The sequence below is a fragment of the Nocardia sp. XZ_19_231 genome, assembly GCF_015355705.1.
Classification (GTDB): Bacteria; Actinomycetota; Actinomycetes; order Mycobacteriales; family Mycobacteriaceae; genus Nocardia; species Nocardia salmonicida.
Genome location: NZ_JACUZI010000003.1, coordinates 166858 through 185979, shown reverse-complemented (window position 1 = coordinate 185979; position 19122 = coordinate 166858). Strand labels below are relative to the sequence as shown.

At 67.2% G+C, this 19122-nt stretch carries 24 protein-coding genes; 9 read left to right on the top strand and 15 right to left on the bottom strand.

Annotation, left to right across the window (positions count from 1 at the left end):
• Positions 1–27: 27 nt before the first annotated feature.
• Positions 28–717: a type 1 glutamine amidotransferase domain-containing protein gene (locus IBJ82_RS14115; protein WP_194826399.1), complete on the top strand. Its 690-nt coding sequence runs from the start codon at positions 28–30 to the stop codon at positions 715–717.
• Positions 718–778: 61 nt separating this feature from the next.
• On the opposite strand, the gene IBJ82_RS14110 is transcribed toward IBJ82_RS14115, so the two are convergent.
• The 3 genes from IBJ82_RS14110 to IBJ82_RS14100 form a co-directional block, all read right to left on the bottom strand.
• Positions 779–1225, bottom strand: a complete 447-nt coding sequence (locus tag IBJ82_RS14110) for a hypothetical protein (protein ID WP_194826398.1) — start codon at positions 1223–1225, stop codon at positions 779–781.
• Positions 1226–1298: 73 nt separating this feature from the next.
• Positions 1299–1757, bottom strand: a complete 459-nt coding sequence (locus IBJ82_RS14105) for a MarR family transcriptional regulator (protein WP_194826397.1) — start codon at positions 1755–1757, stop codon at positions 1299–1301.
• Positions 1758–1866: 109 nt separating this feature from the next.
• Positions 1867–2184: a hypothetical protein gene (locus IBJ82_RS14100; RefSeq protein WP_056812967.1), complete on the bottom strand. Its 318-nt coding sequence runs from the start codon at positions 2182–2184 to the stop codon at positions 1867–1869.
• Positions 2185–2397: 213 nt separating this feature from the next.
• On the opposite strand from IBJ82_RS14100, the gene IBJ82_RS35355 reads away from it, so the two are divergent.
• Entirely contained in the window at positions 2398–3225 is an 828-nt protein-coding gene (locus tag IBJ82_RS35355) for an Ig-like domain-containing protein (protein ID WP_194826396.1), read from the top strand.
• A 27-nt stretch (positions 3226–3252) separates the two neighbouring features.
• On the opposite strand, the gene rsgA is transcribed toward IBJ82_RS35355, so the two are convergent.
• Both rsgA and aroA read right to left on the bottom strand, forming a co-directional pair.
• Positions 3253–4257, bottom strand: coding sequence for a ribosome small subunit-dependent GTPase A (rsgA, locus tag IBJ82_RS14090; RefSeq protein ID WP_228537223.1), 1005 nt, complete (start codon positions 4255–4257; stop codon positions 3253–3255).
• Positions 4254–5546: a 3-phosphoshikimate 1-carboxyvinyltransferase gene (gene aroA, locus IBJ82_RS14085; RefSeq protein WP_194826395.1), complete on the bottom strand. Its 1293-nt coding sequence runs from the start codon at positions 5544–5546 to the stop codon at positions 4254–4256. Before aroA ends, rsgA begins: the two co-directional genes overlap by 4 nt.
• Before the next feature lie 111 nt (positions 5547–5657).
• Between aroA and IBJ82_RS14080 the strand changes: the two genes are divergently transcribed.
• On the top strand, positions 5658–6425 hold the full coding sequence (locus IBJ82_RS14080) for an SOS response-associated peptidase (RefSeq protein ID WP_194826394.1): 768 nt from the start codon (positions 5658–5660) through the stop codon (positions 6423–6425).
• 168 nt (positions 6426–6593) lie between these two features.
• Here the strand turns inward: IBJ82_RS14080 and IBJ82_RS14075 are convergent, their stop codons facing one another.
• Both IBJ82_RS14075 and ybaK read right to left on the bottom strand, forming a co-directional pair.
• A complete protein-coding gene (locus tag IBJ82_RS14075; protein ID WP_194826393.1) occupies positions 6594–6905 on the bottom strand; it encodes a hypothetical protein in 312 nt (103 codons plus the stop codon).
• 88 nt (positions 6906–6993) lie between these two features.
• Positions 6994–7470, bottom strand: a complete 477-nt coding sequence (gene ybaK / locus IBJ82_RS14070; RefSeq protein ID WP_194826392.1) for a Cys-tRNA(Pro) deacylase — start codon at positions 7468–7470, stop codon at positions 6994–6996.
• Between the two features lie 241 nt (positions 7471–7711).
• Here ybaK and IBJ82_RS14065 point away from each other — a divergent pair, with 241 nt between their 5' ends.
• Both IBJ82_RS14065 and rsrA read left to right on the top strand, forming a co-directional pair.
• Entirely contained in the window at positions 7712–8347 is a 636-nt protein-coding gene (locus IBJ82_RS14065; protein ID WP_174552018.1) for a sigma-70 family RNA polymerase sigma factor, read from the top strand.
• Positions 8348–8367: 20 nt separating this feature from the next.
• Positions 8368–8625, top strand: coding sequence for a mycothiol system anti-sigma-R factor (rsrA, locus tag IBJ82_RS14060; protein ID WP_194827125.1), 258 nt, complete (start codon positions 8368–8370; stop codon positions 8623–8625).
• A gap of 72 nt (positions 8626–8697) precedes the next feature.
• On the opposite strand, the gene IBJ82_RS35350 is transcribed toward rsrA, so the two are convergent.
• A complete protein-coding gene (locus tag IBJ82_RS35350) occupies positions 8698–8772 on the bottom strand; it encodes a 50S ribosomal protein bL37 (RefSeq protein ID WP_022597109.1) in 75 nt (24 codons plus the stop codon).
• Between the two features lie 118 nt (positions 8773–8890).
• Between IBJ82_RS35350 and IBJ82_RS14055 the strand changes: the two genes are divergently transcribed.
• Positions 8891–9106: a biotin/lipoyl-binding carrier protein gene (locus IBJ82_RS14055; protein WP_194826391.1), complete on the top strand. Its 216-nt coding sequence runs from the start codon at positions 8891–8893 to the stop codon at positions 9104–9106.
• A gap of 29 nt (positions 9107–9135) precedes the next feature.
• A complete protein-coding gene (locus tag IBJ82_RS14050) occupies positions 9136–10650 on the top strand; it encodes a PAS domain-containing sensor histidine kinase (protein WP_194826390.1) in 1515 nt (504 codons plus the stop codon).
• Between the two features lie 115 nt (positions 10651–10765).
• Here the strand turns inward: IBJ82_RS14050 and IBJ82_RS14045 are convergent, their stop codons facing one another.
• On the bottom strand, positions 10766–11020 hold the full coding sequence (locus IBJ82_RS14045) for a WhiB family transcriptional regulator (RefSeq protein ID WP_022567051.1): 255 nt from the start codon (positions 11018–11020) through the stop codon (positions 10766–10768).
• A 251-nt stretch (positions 11021–11271) separates the two neighbouring features.
• Entirely contained in the window at positions 11272–12216 is a 945-nt protein-coding gene (locus tag IBJ82_RS14040) for a diacylglycerol kinase family protein (protein WP_194826389.1), read from the bottom strand.
• Between the two features lie 146 nt (positions 12217–12362).
• Between IBJ82_RS14040 and IBJ82_RS14035 the strand changes: the two genes are divergently transcribed.
• Positions 12363–12758: a hypothetical protein gene (locus IBJ82_RS14035; RefSeq protein ID WP_194827124.1), complete on the top strand. Its 396-nt coding sequence runs from the start codon at positions 12363–12365 to the stop codon at positions 12756–12758.
• Here IBJ82_RS14035 and IBJ82_RS14030 read toward each other — a convergent pair whose 3' ends face one another.
• From IBJ82_RS14030 to IBJ82_RS14010, 5 genes are read right to left on the bottom strand one after another with little or no spacing between them, the layout of a single operon-like run.
• The gene (locus tag IBJ82_RS14030; RefSeq protein ID WP_194826388.1) at positions 12759–13436 is read right to left on the bottom strand and encodes an endonuclease V; all 678 of its coding nucleotides are present in this window, start codon (positions 13434–13436) and stop codon (positions 12759–12761) included.
• Positions 13437–13441: 5 nt separating this feature from the next.
• Complete coding sequence (locus IBJ82_RS14025; protein WP_228537218.1) at positions 13442–13918, bottom strand: GNAT family N-acetyltransferase; 477 nt, start codon at positions 13916–13918, stop codon at positions 13442–13444.
• 5 nt (positions 13919–13923) lie between these two features.
• A complete protein-coding gene (locus IBJ82_RS14020; RefSeq protein WP_194826386.1) occupies positions 13924–14541 on the bottom strand; it encodes an acid phosphatase in 618 nt (205 codons plus the stop codon).
• 23 nt (positions 14542–14564) lie between these two features.
• Positions 14565–15800, bottom strand: coding sequence for a hypothetical protein (locus tag IBJ82_RS14015; RefSeq protein WP_194826385.1), 1236 nt, complete (start codon positions 15798–15800; stop codon positions 14565–14567).
• A 23-nt stretch (positions 15801–15823) separates the two neighbouring features.
• Complete coding sequence (locus IBJ82_RS14010) at positions 15824–17467, bottom strand: DEAD/DEAH box helicase (RefSeq protein WP_194826384.1); 1644 nt, start codon at positions 17465–17467, stop codon at positions 15824–15826.
• A gap of 534 nt (positions 17468–18001) precedes the next feature.
• Between IBJ82_RS14010 and IBJ82_RS14005 the strand changes: the two genes are divergently transcribed.
• Positions 18002–19054, top strand: coding sequence for an alpha/beta fold hydrolase (locus IBJ82_RS14005; RefSeq protein WP_194826383.1), 1053 nt, complete (start codon positions 18002–18004; stop codon positions 19052–19054).
• The last annotated feature ends 68 nt before the right edge of the window (positions 19055–19122 follow it).

The following is a 19122-nucleotide window of genomic DNA, read 5'->3' as shown; positions in this document are numbered from 1 at the left end:
TCGAAAGTCCACTCCTCGGAGGCGATGATGGCGAAGATCCTGTTCGTAATGACCGGTGCCGATCAGTGGACGTTGTCCCGCAATGTCAAACGCCACACCGGGTACTGGGCAGACGAATTCGCCACGCCCTACCGGGCATTCACCGAGGCCGGGCACGAAGTCGTCGTAGCCACGCCGGGCGGGGTGAAGCCGCCGGTGGATCTGGGAAGTCTGGCGCCGGTGCCCAACGGTGGTGAGGAGGGTGCGCGCAAGGTCGCCGAGATCATCAAAAGTGCTGCGCCGCTGGATAATCCGGTGCCATTGGGCGATGTCCGTCTGAACGACTACGGCGCGGTGTTCTATCCGGGCGGGCACGGGCCGATGGAAGACCTGGCGGTGAACAAGGATTCGGCGGCGCTGCTGGTCGAAACCCTGAGCTCCGGCAAGCCGCTGGCGCTGGTCTGCCACGGCCCCGCGGCGATCCTGGCAACCGCCGCCGACGGGCCGTCGCCCTTCGCGGGCTATCGCCTCACCGCCTTCAGTGATGCGGAAGAACGTCTGGGCGGGCTCGCCGACCAGGCCAAATGGCTACTCGAAGACCGACTGATCGAACTCGGCGCGCAGTATCACAGCGGCGAACCGTTCGCGCCGTTCCTGCAAGCCGACCGTAATCTGCACACGGGGCAGAACCCCGCCTCGGCCGGTCCGCTGGCCGCGGCGGTGCTCGACGCTCTGTAAATATCTGCGGCTCAGGAGAATTCGGCGAGAACCTGGTCGGGCATGTGGCGCTCCTGTTCGTTCATATGGCAGATCCGGGACGGACGATCATGAGAACGACCACGGCCGTCCACAGCAGGTTGTAGATCCCCGCGAGCATCGACAGCACGCGCAGGCGCTTGCCGTCGTCCGGCTGGTCGAGGGCTTCGCGCTGCATCGGCACGATCTGCACGGCGAGCAGCCCACCCGCCACGGCGGTGGTCACCATCGCGGTGGTGATCCAGATTTCGTTCATCCGGCCCTGGATCGTGGCCAGCACGATGCCGATCACCGGCACGACGATCGCGAGTTTCGCGTAGTTGCCGGTGATCCGGTGCATGGCGACCGCGACCGACCTACTGCGGACCGACTCGGGATCGGGCCCACCCGCTACCGGTGCGTACCGGGGGAAAAGGCTGGTGGCGACCGCCGAGCCGCCGACGAAGACAATGCCCGCGAGCACATGCACGGACAACAGGATGTGTTCCAACTACCGACTCCCTCCGACCTTCAATACGATTGAAGCCTAGTTCGAGCTTCAGTCATATTGAAGGTCGAATGCGTCACGCCTGGGGTCGAGGGGGGAGTTCCCCGGTGAACGCGTCGACGATCGCGGCGCCCACGCGCCGCAGAATCGGATCCGCTTCGGCCCCGAACAGCGCAATGTCGACTCGCGCCACCGCCTCTCGCGCCTGCGCGAGCAGCCCCGCTCCCGCCTCCGTCAACTCGATCGCCGACGCCGACCCCGCCCGCGCCGTCCGATCCTGTACCAACCCCGCCCCGACCAGCCCCTTCACCGCGGCGTGCACACTCTGCACACTCGTCCCCGACATCCGCGCCAACTCACTGAACGAGGCCCCCGGCACCCCATTGATGTGCCCGAGCAACCCCAGCCGGGCCACCGTCAGATCCAACACCCCCAACTCCACCCCCAACGCCGCCTCCACCCGCCGCGAGATCGTGATCACCAAAATGCTCGGGCTCGTAGTCGGCGGTCCAGGACGTTCGTTCTCGGTGGTCACCACTCCATTTTCCCGCACGAGACCACAACCGTCGTGTACCGGGAGGTATCTGCGCCGTGTCCCGGCGAAATAGATTCGGGCCCAGCGAGTTCGCGGGCGCCGCGCCGGCCTAGGCGGGGAGGGCGGGGAGGGTTCTCGTGTGGGTGACTTCGGGGGAGACCGTGATGATGTCGCAGGCGGCGACGATGCGGTGGGGCAGGTCGGAGCCGAGGTGGGTGAGGCTGGGGGTGACGATCGCGGCGGCTTCGGTGGTGGTGACCACGTCGAGCAGGCGGCCGATCGGGTCGGCGGTGCGGTCACTGAAGACGACGGTCTTGGTGAAGCGGTAGCCCAGACGCTCGGCTAGGGAACGGATCTGCGTTTCGTCCCAGGACTGGGCGACACCTGAGATGTCGCGGCGCAGGTAACCGATCGCCGGTGGCTTCATGGGCATGACGGTACCGGCGGACAGTGTCGAGGTTGTGAACGCGAGCGAACGCGAGTCGAATTCGAAATCTGAACGAGATCTATTTCGGATTTGGATCCGCCGGGTATCAGAGCGTGATCTACTGCTCGCCACTCGGGCGAATCAGCGCCTCGACGACGTCGAGGGCGTCCGGCGTACTTGGAGACGATGATGGTGGACAGAAGAGTGCAGCGCGTGGCCACGTTCGCGGCCGCGGCGGGGCTGGCGATGACGGCGTTTCCGGGATCGGCGGCGGCCGCTCCGGCGACCATCGCGTGGGATGACGGCAACAGTCACTTCACCCGGACGGTGTCGAACACCAACCCGGTGGTCGGCGACACCGTCACCGTGACGACGAAGTTCGAGCGCACCGGCATTCCGGTGGAATACATCTACTCGGTCAAGGATCTGCACCCGGCGTGCCTGACCCCGGTCGCGGGCTCGGCGAAGATGTCGGGTGACGCCGTGTCGATCGATACGTCGTCCTCGGACTGGGTCCGCGCCGAGTTCGGCATCACCAAATACCCGGTGTACCCGAATATCTCGCCGAAGTCGCAGACCTTCGAGATCCAGTACAAGGTCGGCGTGAACTGCGCCCGCGATACCCCGCTGCCGACGTCGATGCACTACGGCGGGTCGCTCGGTGACGGCATCTATCAGGGCAAGGGTCCGGCCATCACGGTGTCAGGCGACGCCGTGTCCAGCACCACCATCACCGAGGTGTCGGGTGCGCAGGTCGGCAAGGCCGTCACCCTGGAGGCGAGCGTGACCCCGGCGGGTGCGGGCGGCACGATCCAGTTCAAGGCGGGCGACAACGTGCTCGGCGACATCCCGGTGGGCGCGAACGGCAAGGCGAGCATCGTCTGGACGCCGGGTGCCGCGGGTTCCTACAACATCGGCGCGGCCTTCTCCGGGCGCAGCGGTGTGGCGAGTTCGTCGAGCTCCAAGACGGTCACCGTGGCCGAGTTGCCGACCGACGGCGGCGGTGGCGGCGGCGTGGATACCGGGTCGTTCAGCTTCTGAGAGTCGGCCCGGCACGGAAATCGGTTGCTACCAAGCGTCGTTGGCGATCAGGGCGGTCAGCAGCGTGCGAATCGCGGCGACCCGCCGTTCCGTGCCGGGCAGCTGATCGAGCGCGCATTCCGGATCGGCGGGCGGCCCGAGATGGGTGCAGCCGCGTGGACAGTTCTCGATGGCACCGGCGAGGTCGGTGAACGAGGCGATCACATCGTCGGGGGTGATGTGGGCCAGGCCGAACGAACGCACGCCGGGAGTATCGATCACCCAGCCGCCCTCGGGCAGCGGCAAGGCCACCGACTGGGTGGAAGTGTGCTTGCCCTTACCGACACCCGACACCACGCCGACGGCCCGATAGGCATCGGGCACAAGACGATTCACCATCGTCGACTTGCCGACGCCGGAGTGTCCGATCAGCGCGGTGAGCCGGTTGTTCGCGATCTCGAGCACCGGCTCCATCGGGTCGTCGATGCCGGCGTAGAGGATCTTGAGATCGAGACCGTCGAAGGCGGAAGCGAATTCGGATTCCGCGACCAGGTCGCGCTTGGTGAGCACCAGAATCGGTTCCAGCCCACCGGCATACGCGGCCACCATCGCTCGCTCGACGAAACCGGTGCGCGGCGGCGGATCGGCCAGCGCGACGACGATGAACAGCTGCTGGGCATTGGCGACGACGATGCGTTCGAACGGGTCGGTGTCGTCGGCGGTGCGGCGCAACACTGTGCTGCGCGCGCTCACCCGCACGATCCTGGCCAGGCTGTCGGGCCTGCCGGTGAGGTCACCCACCACGTCGACCTGATCGCCCACGACGATCGGGGTGCGGCCGAGCTCGCGGGCGCGCATGGCGACGATGCGCCGGTCGGCGTCACCGTCGAGCACGCATCCCCAGCGACCGCGGTCGACGGCCACCACCATGGCGGCCTCGGCGTCGGCGTGCTGCGGACGGGTCTTGGTGCGGGGACGCGACGAGGCCTTACCCGGGCGCACCCGGACATCGGATTCGTCGTAGCTGGCTGAGGATCGCCCCTGGCGGCTCAGCGCGCCACCCCCTCGTCGGATAACGCGGATGCCAGCATCTGTTCCCACAGCGCGACGAAGGTCGGCAGGGTCTTGGCGGTGGTGCCGATGTCCTCGATCTCCACGCCGGGCACCCGTAGGCCGAGAATCGCACCCGCGGTGGCCATTCGGTGATCGGCGTAGGAATGCCACTGACCGCCGTGCAGTGGGGTGGGCACGATCTCGAGGCCGTCCTCGGTCTCGGTGACATTGCCGCCGAGGCGATTGATCTCGGCGGAAAGTGCTGCGAGACGGTCGGTTTCGTGTCCGCGCAGGTGCGCGATGCCACGCAGCCGCGAGGGTGAATCCGCGAGGGCGGCCAGTGCGGCGACGGTGGGGGTGAGTTCGCCGACGTCGTGCAGGTCGATGTCGATGCCGGCCAGGCGTTCCGGACCGTGCACGGTGAGAATGCCGTCGAAGATGCGCGCCTCGGCGCCCATCCGGACGAGGATCTCGCGGATCACGTCACCGGGCTGGGTGGTGCCGCGCGGCCACATCGGGATGCTCACCTCGCCGCCGGTGACCGCGGCCGCCGCCAGGAACGGGGTGGCGTTGGACAGATCGGGCTCGATGTCCCAGTCGACCGCGCGGATCGGGCCGGGCGCCACGGTCCAGGTCTGGGCGTTGCCGGAATCGGCGGGGGTCTGCACGGCCACGTCGGCGCGACGCAGCATTTCGATGGTCATCTCGATGTGCGGCATCGACGGCAGGGCCTTGCCGTCGTGGTGGACGGTGATGCCCTCGTCGAAGCGGGCGGCCGAGAGCAGCAGCCCCGACACGAACTGCGAGGAACCCGAGGCGTCGATCGTGACGTTGCCGCCGCGCAGCGTGCCGGTGCCGTGCACGACGAACGGCAGCGCGTCACCGTCGACATCGAGACCGAGCTTGCGCAGGGCGTCGAGAATGGTGGACAGCGGGCGCAGCTTCGCCTGCTCGTCGCCGAAGAACGCGACGTCGCCGGTGGCCAGTGCGGCGGCGGGCGGCAGGAATCGCATGATGGTGCCTGCGAGGCCGCAGTCGACCGCGGCGCTGCGCAGGGGAGCCGGGGTGACCTCGAGCGTCTCGGCGTCGCCGACGATCTCGGTGCCGAGAGCGCGCAGGGCACCGATCATCAGGTCGGTGTCGCGGCTGCGCAGCGCACCGGTGAGCGTAGACGGCCCATCGGCCAGTGCGGCCAGGATGAGCGCACGGTTGGTGATGGACTTCGAACCGGGCAGGGTCACGGTCGCGTGGACGGGGACCTCGATATGGGGCGCAGGCCAGAAACTCACGCCCCTATCTTCGCTTATGTGCGGTTCGGATACACCGGTGGTGCGGATTTCGGCGTGGGGTGGCGTCGTCGGCGGGCCATGATGTCGGTCCCCGCGCGTATCTTGACCTTTATGTGTGGACGATACGCGACGACCACGAATCCGGGCCGGTTGGCGGCCGAACTGGACGCTGTCGACGAGACGGGGCTCGACGAGCCGGATGCCGCCGTCAGCTACAACGTCGCGCCGACCACCCAGGTGCTCACCGTCGTGGAGCGGCACGAACACGGCGAACCCGACGACGATCCGCGCCTGCGGATCCGGCGGATGCGTTGGGGCTTGATCCCGCACTGGACCAAGGCGGCCGAGCCCGGCGTCCCGGCCAAGGGCAAACCGCTGTTCAACGCGCGTGCCGACAAGGCCGCCACCGCGCCGTCGTTCCGCGACGCGGTCAAACACAAGCGCTGCCTGGTGCCGATGGACGGCTGGTACGAGTGGCTGGTCGAGCCCGCGCCGACCGGCAAGGGCAAGGCGGTGAAGCGGCCCTTCTATATGTCGCACAGCGACGGTTCCCTGCTCTACATGGCCGGACTGTGGTCGGTGTGGCGTGATCGCAGCCGGCCCGATTCCGAACCGCTCCTGTCGTGCACCATCCTGACCACCGACGCGAGCGGCGAATTGGCCGACATCCACGACCGGATGCCGTTGCCGATGCCGCGCGAGCACTGGGACGCGTGGTTGGACCCGGACCACCCGGCACCCGCCGACCTGTTGCGCCCGCCCTCACCGGCGGAGTTGGCGACGATCGTGACGCGTCCGGTCTCCACCCTGGTCAACAACGTGCGCAACAACGGGCCGGAACTACTGGTGCCCGACGGGACCAGCGACATCACACAGTGAGCGCGGCGATCTCGCGACACAGCGGCTATTCCTCGCTTCGCGACGCTGCGGGTGGTGGCCAGGAACGTTGCTGCCACCGCTCGGAGCCGCGCTGTGGGCGATGGTCGCGAACGACAACGCGGCCGAGCGGAGCGTGGTGTACGCCTCCGTCCGGCCGCGCGTGAGTCGTCAGAGCGAGCAGGGCACCGAATCGGTGGCGATGTTCAACCCGCACTTGATGATTCCGGTGATCAGATCGATCACCTCGGTAGCGACCCCACCGCCGAGCTTCTCCGACTTCTCGGCTCGCTCGTCGGTTTCCGGTGCGGTCTTCGGCGAATTCTTCGGTGTGGTGCCCTGGCCGTTGAGCGGATAGTCGCCGGGTTCGGCCTGCGACGGCGGAACCACCTGCGGAGCCGCGATGGCAGGGGCTACCGCGGCAGCGCCGAAAGCGATTACCAGGGCACCGGACAGGGCGGCGATCGTCGAACGAGCGGACATTTTCGCATCACATCCTCGGGTCGAATCGGTCGTACCGGGCGCAGAATGCGTCGAAGTGAATTCGGAACGAGGCGCCGACCGGATTGCCTCAGCTGGTGATCGAGGCGGTGACGGCCGCGCACGCCCGCACCAGATCGGCGGGCGCCAACTCGATCTCGAGCCCGCGTTTGCCCGCGCTGCACAGCACCCGATCCCAGTCGAGCGCGGAGGCGTCGACAACAGTGGGCAACTTCTTGCGCTGGCCGAGCGGCGAAACCCCGCCGAGCACATAGCCGGTGGTGCGCTCGGCCTTGGTCTTGTCGGCCATGCTCGCCTTCGACGCGCCGAGCGCGGCGGCCGCCGCCTTCAACGACAACCGCGCGGGCACCGGCACGACAGCGACCGCCAGCGCGCCGGATGAGAGTTCGATCACCAGTGTCTTGAAGATCTGCGCGGCGAGCACTCCCAGCTCCTCGCCGAGTGCGTCGACGGCCTCGTCGCCATAGGACTCCGCCCGCGGATCGTGGGAATAGGAGTGCACCCGATGCGCGATACCGCCGAGAGCTTTGATCGCGGGAGTCGACATAGGCGCTCACCCTAATCGCCGACCGCACCCAGCTCGGCAACCACATTTCCCGCGGTATGGGAACACGAATGCCGGGGTGCATGTTGCACACAAGTGACAAGCCACCCAGCCGAGACGACGTGAAGGAGAGATAGTGACACTGCTGCTCGAGGAGCGTCCTCTCCTGCCACGGGGTGCGCGATTGCCAGTCGATTCCGTCGTGCCGGTAGATTCGGCTACTACGGCGATCGAAGGGATTGGTGTGACGAGCGACGACGACGTGGTCTCCGACGGTGCGTCCGGCACAGAAGTCGACGAAGCCGAGCTGGCGGCCCGGTTCGAGCGCGATGCGCTCCCGATGATCGATCAGCTCTATGGCGCCGCCCTGCGCATGACCAGGAACCCGGCCGATGCCGAGGACCTGGTGCAGGAGACGTTCGTCAAGGCGTTCCAGGGGTTCAAGTCCTTCCGGGAGGGCACCAATCTGCGTGCCTGGCTGTACCGGATCCTGACCAACACCTACATCAACTCCTACCGCAAGAAGCAGCGTCAGCCCGCGCAGTACCCGACCGACGAGATCACCGACTGGCAGCTGGCGGCCACCGCCGAGCACTCCTCGGTGGGCCTGCGCTCGGCCGAGGTGGAGGCGCTGGACGCGCTGCCCGACGACCAGATCAAGTCCGCGCTCCAGCAGCTGCCGGAGGAATTCCGGATGGCGGTGTACTACGCCGACGTCGAGGGCTTTCCGTACAAGGAAATCGCCGACATCATGGGCACCCCCATCGGTACCGTGATGTCTCGGCTGCACCGTGGACGCAAGCAGCTCAAGGGCCTGCTCGCCGACGTGGCGCGCGAACGTGGATTCGACCGTGGGGAACGCCAGGAGGTAGTCAAGTGAGTGACGATCCCGATCTCGATATGGACTGCACCGCGGTCCTCGCGGATGTGTGGCTCATGCTCGACAACGAGTGCGACAACGCCACTCGGGAGCGCCTGCAGGAGCACATGGATCACTGCAGCCCCTGCATCGAGGCCTATGGCATCGAGGAGAAGATCAAGGGTCTGCTCAGTCGCAAATGCGGTGGTGAGCATGCTCCCGATGGGTTGCGCGAGCGACTGAAGCTCGAGATCCACCGGACGATCACGGTCACCAGGATCGAGACCACCGAGGGCTGATCACCCCTCGAAACGACAACAGCACGCTCTCATCGAGAGCGTGCTGTTGTCGTCTGTGCGCAGCGGCACGACTCAAGCGTTAGGACGCTTGCCGTGGTTTGCGGCGTTGCCCTTGCGGCTGCGCTTCTTACGTCCACGCTTACCCATGGGAGCTCCCTTCTATGTCTGGTCGAGAGCCATTGTTTCATGTGTGATTGGCTGTAGCTTCGGCGGATACCGGCCACCGTCGCATCGCGGGGGCCACACGACTATTGAACGGGGTGCCATGCCTGAAGAAGTGCGCGCGGAGATGGTCTCGACCGTGCTCGCTGTCGAGGTCACCGTGGGCGAACACGTCCAGGTGGACCAGACACTGGTGCTGCTCGAATCGATGAAGATGGAGATCCCGGTCCTCACCGAGGTCGAGGGCGACATCACCTCGGTCGACGTCACACCGGGCCAGGTTCTACAGGCGGGCGACCTCATCGCCACCATCGCGTAAGTCAGACGAAACGAAGCGGTAGATCCAGCGTGGCAACACTGAGCGAGCTCCTGGCCGAACACACCGACCTCCCCGGCATCGCCGTGGACCATCTGCAACGGGTGGTGGGCGATTGGCAGTTGCTCGCCGATCTCTCCTTCTCCGATCTGCTGCTGTGGGTGGGCGCGGGCCCGGTCGTCGCCGGTTCCGATGTGGTGTGTGTGGCCCAGATCCGGCCGACGACCGCACCCACCGTGCATCTGGAAGACAAGGTCGACACCACCGCCTCGCGCACCGATTTCCCGCAGGTCTTCGACGCCCTGGTGAGCGGGAACACCGTGCGCACCGACGCCGAGGTCGAGGTGAGCGGGGTCTATCACCCGAGCCCGGTACACGCGGTGCGCGAAGCGATTCCGGTGCGCTGCGGCGACGACGTGATCGCGGTGCTCAGCCGTGATTCCGACCTGGCGCGTTCGCGGGTTCGCAGCACCCTCGAAACGGCCTATGTGTCCTGCGCCGACGATCTGTGCCAGATGATCGCCGACGGCAGCTTTCCGGTGCCGGAGGACAGGGCGGCCACGCACTCCAGCCCCCGCGCGGGCGACGGTTTCATCCGCCTCGACACCGAGGGCCTCGTCGTCTACGCGAGCCCGAACGCGCTGTCGGCCTATCACCGGATGGGGATGCAGGCCGATCTCGTCGGTCAGGATCTCGCGGTGACCACGCGTTCGTTGATCACCGATCCGTTCGACGCGCAGGAAGTGGTGGCCGATATCCAGGCCGCGCTCGCCGGTCGCACCGGGCGCCGGATGGAGGTCGAGGCCCGCGGGGCGACGGTGTTGTTGCGCACGCTGGTGCTGCGTCCGGGTGGGGAACTGGCCGGGCCCGCGGTGCTGGTGCGCGATGTCACCGAGGTGAAGCGGCGCGACCGCGCGTTGCTGAGCAAGGACGCCACAATCCGCGAGATCCACCACCGGGTGAAGAACAACCTGCAGACCGTGGCGGCGCTGCTGCGGCTGCAAGCCCGCCGCACCGAGAACCCGGAAGCCCAAGTGGCGCTGACGGAATCGGTGCGCCGGGTCACATCCATCGCCTCGGTGCACGAGATGCTGTCGATGTCGGTGGACGAGGAAGTCGACCTCGACGAGGTCATCGACCGGCTGCTGCCGATCATGGCGGATGTGGCGACGGTGCACACCGCGCGGATCAAGGTGCGCCGGGCGGGCTCGCTCGGGGTGTTCTCCGCGGAGCGGGCGACACCGCTGGTGATGGTGTTGACGGAGCTGGTGCAGAACGCGATCGAGCACGCCTTCGACGCGGGCGAGAACGGTACCGTGACAATTCGCTCGGAACGGTCGGCGCGCTGGCTCGACGTGATCATCTCCGACGACGGCCGTGGCCTGCCCTCAGGGTTCAGTCTAGAAGGTTCCGACCGGTTGGGTCTGCAGATCGTGCGCACCCTGGTGACGTCGGAACTGGGCGGCTCGATCGGTTTGCATCCTGGTGCCGATGTGGGCACCGACGCGGTGTTGCGGGTCCCGCTCGGACGTCGTTCCGGGCGCTGAAACTACTGAAAACAGCTGGTGGGCAACAATAAACCCGGCACCGTAAGGTGCCGGGTTCTCACACATGCGTTACCGGGCCGGGGGCTGATGGCCCGGCAACGCCAGGTCCGTCGACTTAGACGGAGGTACGCGTACGGGTGCGTGCGTTGCGCCGCTTGAGCGCGCGCCGCTCGTCTTCGCTCATTCCACCCCACACGCCGGCATCCTGTCCGGACTTCAGGGCCCATGACAGGCAATCGGCAGTGACGGGGCAGCGGGCGCAGACCAGCTTGGCATCGGCAATCTGCGCGAGCGCAGGACCACTGTTACCCACCGGGAAGAACAGTTCGGGGTCCTCATCGCGACAGATGGCCTTGTGGCGCCAGTCCATTCCTCTGCTCCTTTGCGAGGGCGCCACAAAGGGCGCCTGTAGTTAGTGGATCGTTCACTTGTGCGACTCGAATGTTTCCGCACGGTTGCTTGTGAATGCTTTCACGATCACCGTAGATGTCAATAGGTCTCCGGCGCACCGTGGGGGAGATCACGCTCTGGGCCCCCACAAGGGGAACCCGCCCGGTCCTTTGTACTCGCGTCTCCGGGTTTTCGCAGCGCAACCAGGAGATCTTTCTTGACGGTCGAGTGTCAGGACGGCTTGGGAGCCACCACGTCCAGCACGCTGGGGACAGATGTGAAATGCACCATCTTGCGTTTTCCGATGAAGTCGCCATCGATTTGCAGGCCGATCTCCGTGCCCGTCTCGATTCGCGCGGACGGCACATCATCGGCACGGAAAAGCATGGGCGACTTGGGGTTTCCATTCTCGGCCAGCAACTGTCGCGCAAGCAACAGGGTTCGGGGCACGCTCATCGACTTGACCGCGAACACACCGAGACCCGATTCGAAGGTGGTGGTGGGATTCGTGCGAATCGGACGGTCCTCGAGATAGGTCCACGGGCTCGAATTCGTGACGAAGGCGTAATAGACCTCCTCGAGTGGATCCCTTCCCGTGACCTCGAGGGTGACGCTCGGATCCTGACGCCGGGCCCGGAAGAACTGACGCACCGTGGTTCGCAGATATCGCGCCGGCGTCGCCTTGCGGCCCTTGGCGCGGGCGGTGTCGATCGACTCGCACACATCGGCGTCCAGGCCGACGCCCGCGCTGAAGGTGAACCACCGGTCGTCGGCGAGGCCGAGTCCGATCCGGCGGTCGGCGTCGCGCGCCAGCAGATCGATGAGCTGGTTGGTAGCTGTCACGGGATCGGCAGAGATACCGAGCGCGCGGGCGAAGACATTCGCCGAGCCGCCGGGAATGATCCCGAGGCGCGGGCGCCACACCTGGTCGTCGCCGACCTGGGGCACCGGAAGGAAGCCGTTGATGGTCTCGTTGACCGTCCCATCGCCACCGTGCACGACGATCAGGTCCATTTCCTGCGTCGATGCCCACTGGGCCAGTTCGGCCGCGTGGCCGCGATGCTGGGTGTGCGCAACGGTCAGCTGTGTTCGGCTCTCCAAGGCGTGGGCGAGCAGATCCCGGGTGGCCGGGGTCGTCGAGGTGGCATTGGGATTGACAATGAGCAGCGTCCGCACAGTGCCGAGGGTAGTGCGCTCAGGCGAACAGCCGACGCGCGCCGGGCGCCACGACGCGTCGTCGTAGGCTGGGGCACGTGGCAGAGCAGGACGTGACAGACGGTGACCAGCGCGAGGGCGGCGAACAGGTGTCGACCGGCATTCCGATGACGGTGCGGCTGGCCGGTGGGCTGGTTTCGCTGGAGGGACTGGCCGGGGTGGTGACCGCGATCGTGCTGATCGTGCGGGCGCTGACCGGGCACGATCAGTCGGCGGCGAGCGGGGTCGGCACCGCGCTCTGGTTCGGGGTGCTGTTCGGCGGGGTGCTCGCGGCGGGCATCGGGCTGCTGCGCGGCAAACGCTGGGGGCGGGCCATCGCGGTCATCGCGAACGTGTTGCTGGTGCCGGTGGCTTGGTCGTTGCTGACGGACTCGCATCAGCCGTTGTGGGGGAGTCTGCTGGGGCTCGTGGCGGTCGCCGGGTTGGTCACGCTGTTCGCGCCGGCCACCAGTCGCTTCATGGCTCAGGACTACGGCGAGATCCCGGGTGAAGACCGCCTCTAGTCAGGCCGTTTCCGCGCGCAGCGCCTCGCGGCACAGGTGGTCGGCTCGGCGGGTGGTCTCGGGTTGCCGGAATCCCTGGGTGAGGGCGAGCACCTGTGCGCAGGCGGTATCGAGGTCGATGAGATGGCCGACCGAGACGAAGAGCGGTTTCACGTCATCGCGGGTGCGCAGTGCCCGGCCGACGACTTCGCCGTCGATGGTCACATCACTGACATCACCGCGACGTGGGCCGGGCGCGCAGTATTCGCCCCACACCGATTTGGCGACACCGATGGTCGGAATGCCGGTGAGCAACCCGACATGGCACGCCAATCCGAACCGTCGGGGATGCGCCAGTCCTTGTGCATCGCACACGAGTAGATCCGGTGTGGTGGTGAGTTTTTCCAATGCGGCAACCGTCGCGGGCAATTCCCGGAACGCGAGTAGTCCCGGCACATAAGGAAATTTCGAAATCCCGTGTGCGACTGCCGATTCCACGGTTTCCATGGTGCCGATGTCGATAATTACCGCAGCCGTCGCGACGGTGCCGTCTTCGGCATAGGCCGAATCGATTCCGGCCGCCGTCGAAAATTGTGGCGGCGCAACGTTTTCCGTCGACACCAGGGGACGGAGTTCGTCCTGGAGTGCGATCGCCTCCTCCGGTGTGCGCGGCCAATCGTGGGGTAACGCGATACGCATCCGACTCAGCTCACGGTCGCGGCCAGCGCCGTCAGTTCCGCACCGGCGAGGCGGTAGCCGATCCATTCGTCCTGCGGTGCGGCACCGAGGGATCGGTAGAAATCGATCGACGGTGTGTTCCAGGTGAGCACCGACCACGACACCCTGCTGTAGCCGTGTTCGACCGCCTCGGCGGCCAGCGCCGCGACCAGGGCGCGGCCGAGCCCCGTGCCGCGGGTCTCCGGACGCACGTACAGGTCCTCGAGGTAGATACCGTGCACGCCGTCCCAGGTGGAGTAGTTCAGGAACCAGATCGCACAGCCGTTGACCTCGCCGTCGTTCTCGGCGACGTGGGCGAACAGCGCGGGCGTCGGCCCGAACAGCGCGGACCGCAACTGCTCCGGGGTGAGCGTGCACTCGGCGGGCGCCTTCTCGTACTCGGCCAGATCGTGGACGAGCCCGACCATCGCGGTCACATCGGCGGGCGTGGCACGGCGGACCAGTGCGCTCATCGCGAGACTCCTTCGATCGGTTCGGTGCGGGTCGTCAGGTTGTGGCCCCAGATGGAGCGGGCGTCGTGGTCGAAGCCGAGCACGCTCACCGCCCCGGTGGACATCGCGAACCGGCGGCCCTCGCGCACCGCGAACTCCGCCCAGCGCGCGATCAGCACCCGTGAGAAATGTCCGTGACCGACCAGGACCACGTCGCGCTGTGGCAGCTCCGGCTCGACCCGGGCGAGCACCCGGTCGGCCCTCTCACCCACTTGCTCGGCCGTCTCGCCGCCGGGGACCGGCGCGGTCCACACGGTCCAGCCGGGCACGGTTTCGCGGATCTTCGCGGTCGTGATGCCCTCGTACTCGCCGTAGTTCCACTCGACCAGGTCCTCGTCGATCTGGATCGGGGACAGTCCGGCCAGTTCGGCGGTCCGGCGCGCCCGCAGGCGCGGACTGGTGAAGCAGAGCGGATCGCGCAGGTCGAGAGATTTCACCACCAGCCCGGCCGCGACGGCCTGGGCCTCGCCCTGCTCGGTCAGCGGCAGGTCGGTGAAGCTGGTGTGCTTGCGTTGACTCGACCACTCGGTTTCGCCGTGGCGCAGCAGGACCAGGCGGGCATCGGGTGTGGACATGAGTCCATCATGGCAGTGCGGGTTCAGCCGAGCGCGTACAGCTGTCCGCCGCGGTGTTCGAACACCGTGTTGCCCAGGACGGCGGTGGCGATGGTGTCGCCGCGGTAGTCGGTGCGCTCGACCGGGATCTGGGCGACGGTCGCGCCGTTGCCGCTGTCCACCGCGAGCTGCCCGTCGGCGACCGGGACCAGCAGCCTGCCTGCCATCAGCGCGGGCGTGCCGAGAGCGTCGCGAACCGTCCAGACCGGCTGTAATGTGCTGGAGCTCAAGGCGATGAGGCTGTTGCCGGTGAAGACGTAGATGGCCGAGCCGAGGCGGGTCACCGTGGTGCGCGCGTCCCACGGGGCGGCGAGCTGATGGGTCGCGATCTCGTTGCCGGTGCCGTCGTGCACCACGATCCTGGCGGGCAGTCCGAGGCCGGTGGCGGTGGGCGGGGTCGGGGGGTAGTAGACGGCGATCTTGTTGTCCGACACCGCGATTACCCGCATCTCGGGGGAGTCGGCGCCCGGTGCGGTGAGTACCCGCGAGCCGTATTCCTCGGGGGCGGTCGATTCCTTCGGTGCCGGGTTGAGCACTGTCAGCCGGTCGGTCGCGTCGCCGGGACAACGTTCGAGCACCGCGAGGCGCGAGGAACTCGACGCGGCCGAGCGCAGCGCGCATCCGTTGCGCGGCTGGGTATTCGGATTCACCGGTGCGTCGACGTAGCCGTACTCGAGGGTGCGCACCAGATCCGAGCGCCACATCTCCAGCCGGTTCGCGCCGAGCGCCAGCAGGTAGGTGCCGTCACCGGTGACGCGAATCTCGTCGTCCATGTAGCTGCTGCGCGCGACCCGGCGTTCACCGTTATCGGCCTCAAGCATCACCGACTGACTGCACCCACGCTGATCGCGATAGGTGGCGATCACGGTGCCGAACTGCGACTCGACCCCGCACAGCGGCATATCCCGGCGATACCACCACAGCTGCGTGCCGGTGATCGGATCGCGCCCGCTCACGGTGCCGTGGTCGCCGGTCACCACCACATTGCCCGACGTGAGCGCCCGCCTGCTCGACTCGTCGGCGGCATGCCACTGCTCACGCAAGGTGGTGGGCAGTTGGGTAGCCGAGGTGACGGTGGGCGCGGGGGACGCCGCGGTGACCGAATCGGTCCCGGTGACATCGGCACGCGCCCAGACGACGAACGCCGCCACTACGAGAGTGACGGCGATCGCGATTGCTACGAAGATGTCGGCGCGCGTCCGCCGTTCGGGTGCGAGCACGAAGGCGACACTAGCAGTGTCGACTAGGCGTCTACGGTTTCCGTTGCGTCGGACGCGGTGGCTTCCGCGGGCTTGCGGCGGCGCCTGCGTCGGGCGGGCTTGGCCGCGTCGTCGCCCTCGGCCGGAGCCGATTCGGGTGCGTCGGTGGCTTCGCTGGTGCTCGACTCGGCGGTTCCCGCTTCGCCTGCCTCGGCGGGCTTGCGGCGACGGCGCCTGCGACGGGCGGGCTTGTCGCCGTCGGTGGTGTCGTCCGCGGAATCGGTGCTCGACTCGGTGGTCGTGCTCGGTTCGCTGCCCTCGACGATGGGCGTGCCTGCACGGGTGCGGCGACGGCTGCGCGAGGACTTGGGGCGCTCGGTGCGCTCTTCGACCACGGCGTCGTCGTCACGGGTGGGGGCCGCGGCCTTGCGGATCACGCCGGTGATGCCCTCGGGGATGCCGAGTTCGCTGTAGAGGTGCGGCGACCGGGAGTAGGTCTCGGCCGGGTCGGCCATGTTCAGGCCGAGTGCCTTGTTGATCGACTCCCAGCGGTGCAGCTCGTCCCAGTCGATGAGGGTGATCGCGACACCGGTGCGCCCGGCGCGGCCGGTGCGGCCGATCCGGTGCACGTAGGTCTTCTCGTCCTCGGGGCACTGGTAGTTGACGACGTGGGTGACGTCGTCGATGTCGATACCGCGCGCGGCGACATCGGTGGCGACGAGCACGTCGATGGTGCCCTTGCGGAACTTGGTCAGCGCCTTCTCGCGGGCGATCTGACCGAGGTCACCGTGCACGGCGCCGACATTGAAGCCGCGCTCGGCGAGATCGTCGGCCACCTTCTGCGCGGTGCGCTTGGTGCGGGTGAAGATCATCGTCGCGCCGCGGGACTCCGCCTGCAGCACGCGCGCGACCAGTTCGGCCTTGTCCATCGCGTGGGCCCGGTAGACGAACTGCGCGGTGCGGTCGTGCACCGCCGAATCGTTGGCCAGCTCGGCGCGGATGTGCGTCGGCTTGGTCAGGAACGTGCGGGCCAGGGTGATGATCGGGCCCGGCATGGTGGCCGAGAACAGCATCGTCTGACGCTTGTCGGGCACCATCGACAGGATGCGCTCGATATCGGGCAGGAAGCCCAGGTCGAGCATCTCGTCGGCCTCGTCGAGGACGAGCACGCCGATCTTGCCGAGGATCAGGTGGTTCTGGTTCGCCAGATCCAGCAGACGACCCGGGGTGCCGACGACAACGTCGACGCCGTCGCGCAATGCGGCGATCTGGGTGTCGTAGGGGCGCCCACCATAGATGGCGGCGACCTTCAGCGAACCCTGGTGGTTGGTGAGGTACTTGCTCGCGTTCTCCAGGTCCTTGGTGACCTGGATGCACAGCTCGCGCGTCGGCACGATGACCAGCGCGCGCGGGGTGCCGTCGAGCGGGGTGGTGCCGGTGTCGGCGGTGGCGATGCGGTGCAGCAGCGGCACGCCGAAACCGAAGGTCTTGCCCATGCCGGTGCGGGCCTGGCCGATGAGATCCTCGCCGGCCAGTGCCAGCGGCAGGGTCAGTTCCTGAATCGCGAAAGTGCGTTCGATCCCGATCTCACCGAGTGCGCGCACGATTTCTTCGCGCACGCCCAATTCGGTGAAACTCGGCGGGATGTGGGTGCTGTCCAGCTCGGCCGTCAGGAGTGTGTCGGCCAAACCGGGTTCCTGTTCGACAGTGATCTTGCTCAGTGTCGTGCCTTCCTCGTCATTGCATCTCGCACGCACGAGGTGGGGCGGGCCGGTCGGCCCGCGACGACCACTTACCCGCCTGTGATATTCACCGGGCCGGCGCCGGATAACCGTCGCCGACCAGGCGTTATGCGTGGCCGTCGAGACGGTGTCATCGGCGCGGCGCTGCGGTGATGCGGATTCGTTGCGCGCACATTTTCTCGACATTGCTGTCTGTGGACATCGCCGCTGTCCGCCCGCGCTGTGCGCCGGTGGAGTGCACGGCGCGGAGTATGTCCGGGCGCCGAAACTAGCGTTGTCCACGGAGATTGTAGCGTGATAATCTGCGCAATCCGAATTTCGACGTCGGTGAATGTCGCGCGAATACAGGCTCGCCACCGGAGTTCCTCAGCACGGGTGGTGTGTCGCAGCGCAATTCATGAGCGCCGGATTTCGCGCGTGTCCGCGGGTGTAATCGAGCTCACTGGTACCGGTGGTACCACCTGTGAGACATTTCTAGTCGTGAGTATCACCGACACCGTCACCACCGCCGCGCGCAACGCGTGGGCCCTGAGCTTCGGCGCGGGTATCGAGCCTGTCGACCCGGCGCCCTCGACCGTGCTGTGGGACGAGCCGCACCGCCTGCTGCGTCGCTACGATACCGAATTCCAGTCCGCGGCAAGCGATTCCGCGGTGTTGCTGGTGCCGCCGCTCGCCGCGCCCGCCACCTGTTTCGACCTGCGCCGCGATCAGAGCCTGGCGCGGTATCTGGTGGAGACCGGCCGCGCCCCCTACCTGGTCGACTACGGCGATATCTCCTTCGCCGATCGCCGGATGGGCTTCGAGGACTGGGTCACCGACATCCTGCCCGAGGCGATCCTGCGCGTGAGCGCCGATCGCGGCGGTGCGCCGGTCGATCTCATCGGCTGGTCGGTCGGCGGCATGTTCTCGCTGCTCACCGCCGCCGCGAACCCGGAGCTGCCGATCCGCTCGGTCACCGGGGTCGGCCCGCCGCTCGACTACGACAAGATGCTCGGCATTCCACAGTTGCGTTCGGTGGCGAACCTCACCGGCGGCTGGGGCGCCACCGCGCTCGTCCGGGCCGCGGGTGGCATTCCGGCGCCGCTCACCAAGCTCGCCTACCGCCTCGCCGCGTACGACCGTGAACTGGCGCGCCCGCGGTTCATCGCCAGGAATATCACCGATGCCGCGACCCTGGCCAAAATGGAATCGATCGACCGTTTCCAGGCCGCCATGCCCGGCTACCCAGGCCGTTTCTACAACCAGCTGTGGGGTCGGATGATGCTGGCCAACGACATCGGCAACGGCAAGCTCGAACTGGCCGACCGGACCATCGAACTCGCCGATGTGCGCGTGCCCGTGCTGCTGATCGGCGGCGAGTCCGACGTGATCACGCCCAAGGCCGCTGTCGAGGCCGGTTTGCGCACGCTGTCGGGCTCGTCATCGGTCACCTACGAGGTCGTGCCGGGCAGCCACCTCGGCATTCTCACCGGACCCGACGCCCGCGAAACCACCTGGGCCCACCTGGACAAATTCCTGGCCGAACGCGATTGATCGATCGGACCGAGCTCAGGGGGAATCTGAGAACTCGGTCGGGTTGGCCTCGGGCAATTCGGTGTCGG

Excerpts from the sequence above, each read along its gene's own strand:
- IBJ82_RS14080 (WP_194826394.1), top strand. The coding sequence starts at position 5,658 with ATGTGTGGACGATACGCGACGACCACGAATCCGGGCCGGTTGGCGGCC.
- IBJ82_RS14115 (WP_194826399.1), top strand. The coding sequence starts at position 28 with ATGGCGAAGATCCTGTTCGTAATGACCGGTGCCGATCAGTGGACGTTG.
- rsrA (WP_194827125.1), top strand. The coding sequence starts at position 8,368 with ATGGACTGCACCGCGGTCCTCGCGGATGTGTGGCTCATGCTCGACAAC.
- IBJ82_RS14100 (WP_056812967.1), bottom strand. The coding sequence starts at position 2,184 with ATGAAGCCACCGGCGATCGGTTACCTGCGCCGCGACATCTCAGGTGTC.
- IBJ82_RS14020 (WP_194826386.1), bottom strand. The coding sequence starts at position 14,541 with ATGTCCACACCCGATGCCCGCCTGGTCCTGCTGCGCCACGGCGAAACC.
- IBJ82_RS14055 (WP_194826391.1), top strand. The coding sequence starts at position 8,891 with ATGCCTGAAGAAGTGCGCGCGGAGATGGTCTCGACCGTGCTCGCTGTC.
- ybaK (WP_194826392.1), bottom strand. The coding sequence starts at position 7,470 with ATGTCGACTCCCGCGATCAAAGCTCTCGGCGGTATCGCGCATCGGGTG.
- IBJ82_RS14030 (WP_194826388.1), bottom strand. The coding sequence starts at position 13,436 with ATGCGTATCGCGTTACCCCACGATTGGCCGCGCACACCGGAGGAGGCG.
- IBJ82_RS14075 (WP_194826393.1), bottom strand. The coding sequence starts at position 6,905 with ATGTCCGCTCGTTCGACGATCGCCGCCCTGTCCGGTGCCCTGGTAATC.
- IBJ82_RS14035 (WP_194827124.1), top strand. The coding sequence starts at position 12,363 with ATGACGGTGCGGCTGGCCGGTGGGCTGGTTTCGCTGGAGGGACTGGCC.
- IBJ82_RS14045 (WP_022567051.1), bottom strand. The coding sequence starts at position 11,020 with ATGGACTGGCGCCACAAGGCCATCTGTCGCGATGAGGACCCCGAACTG.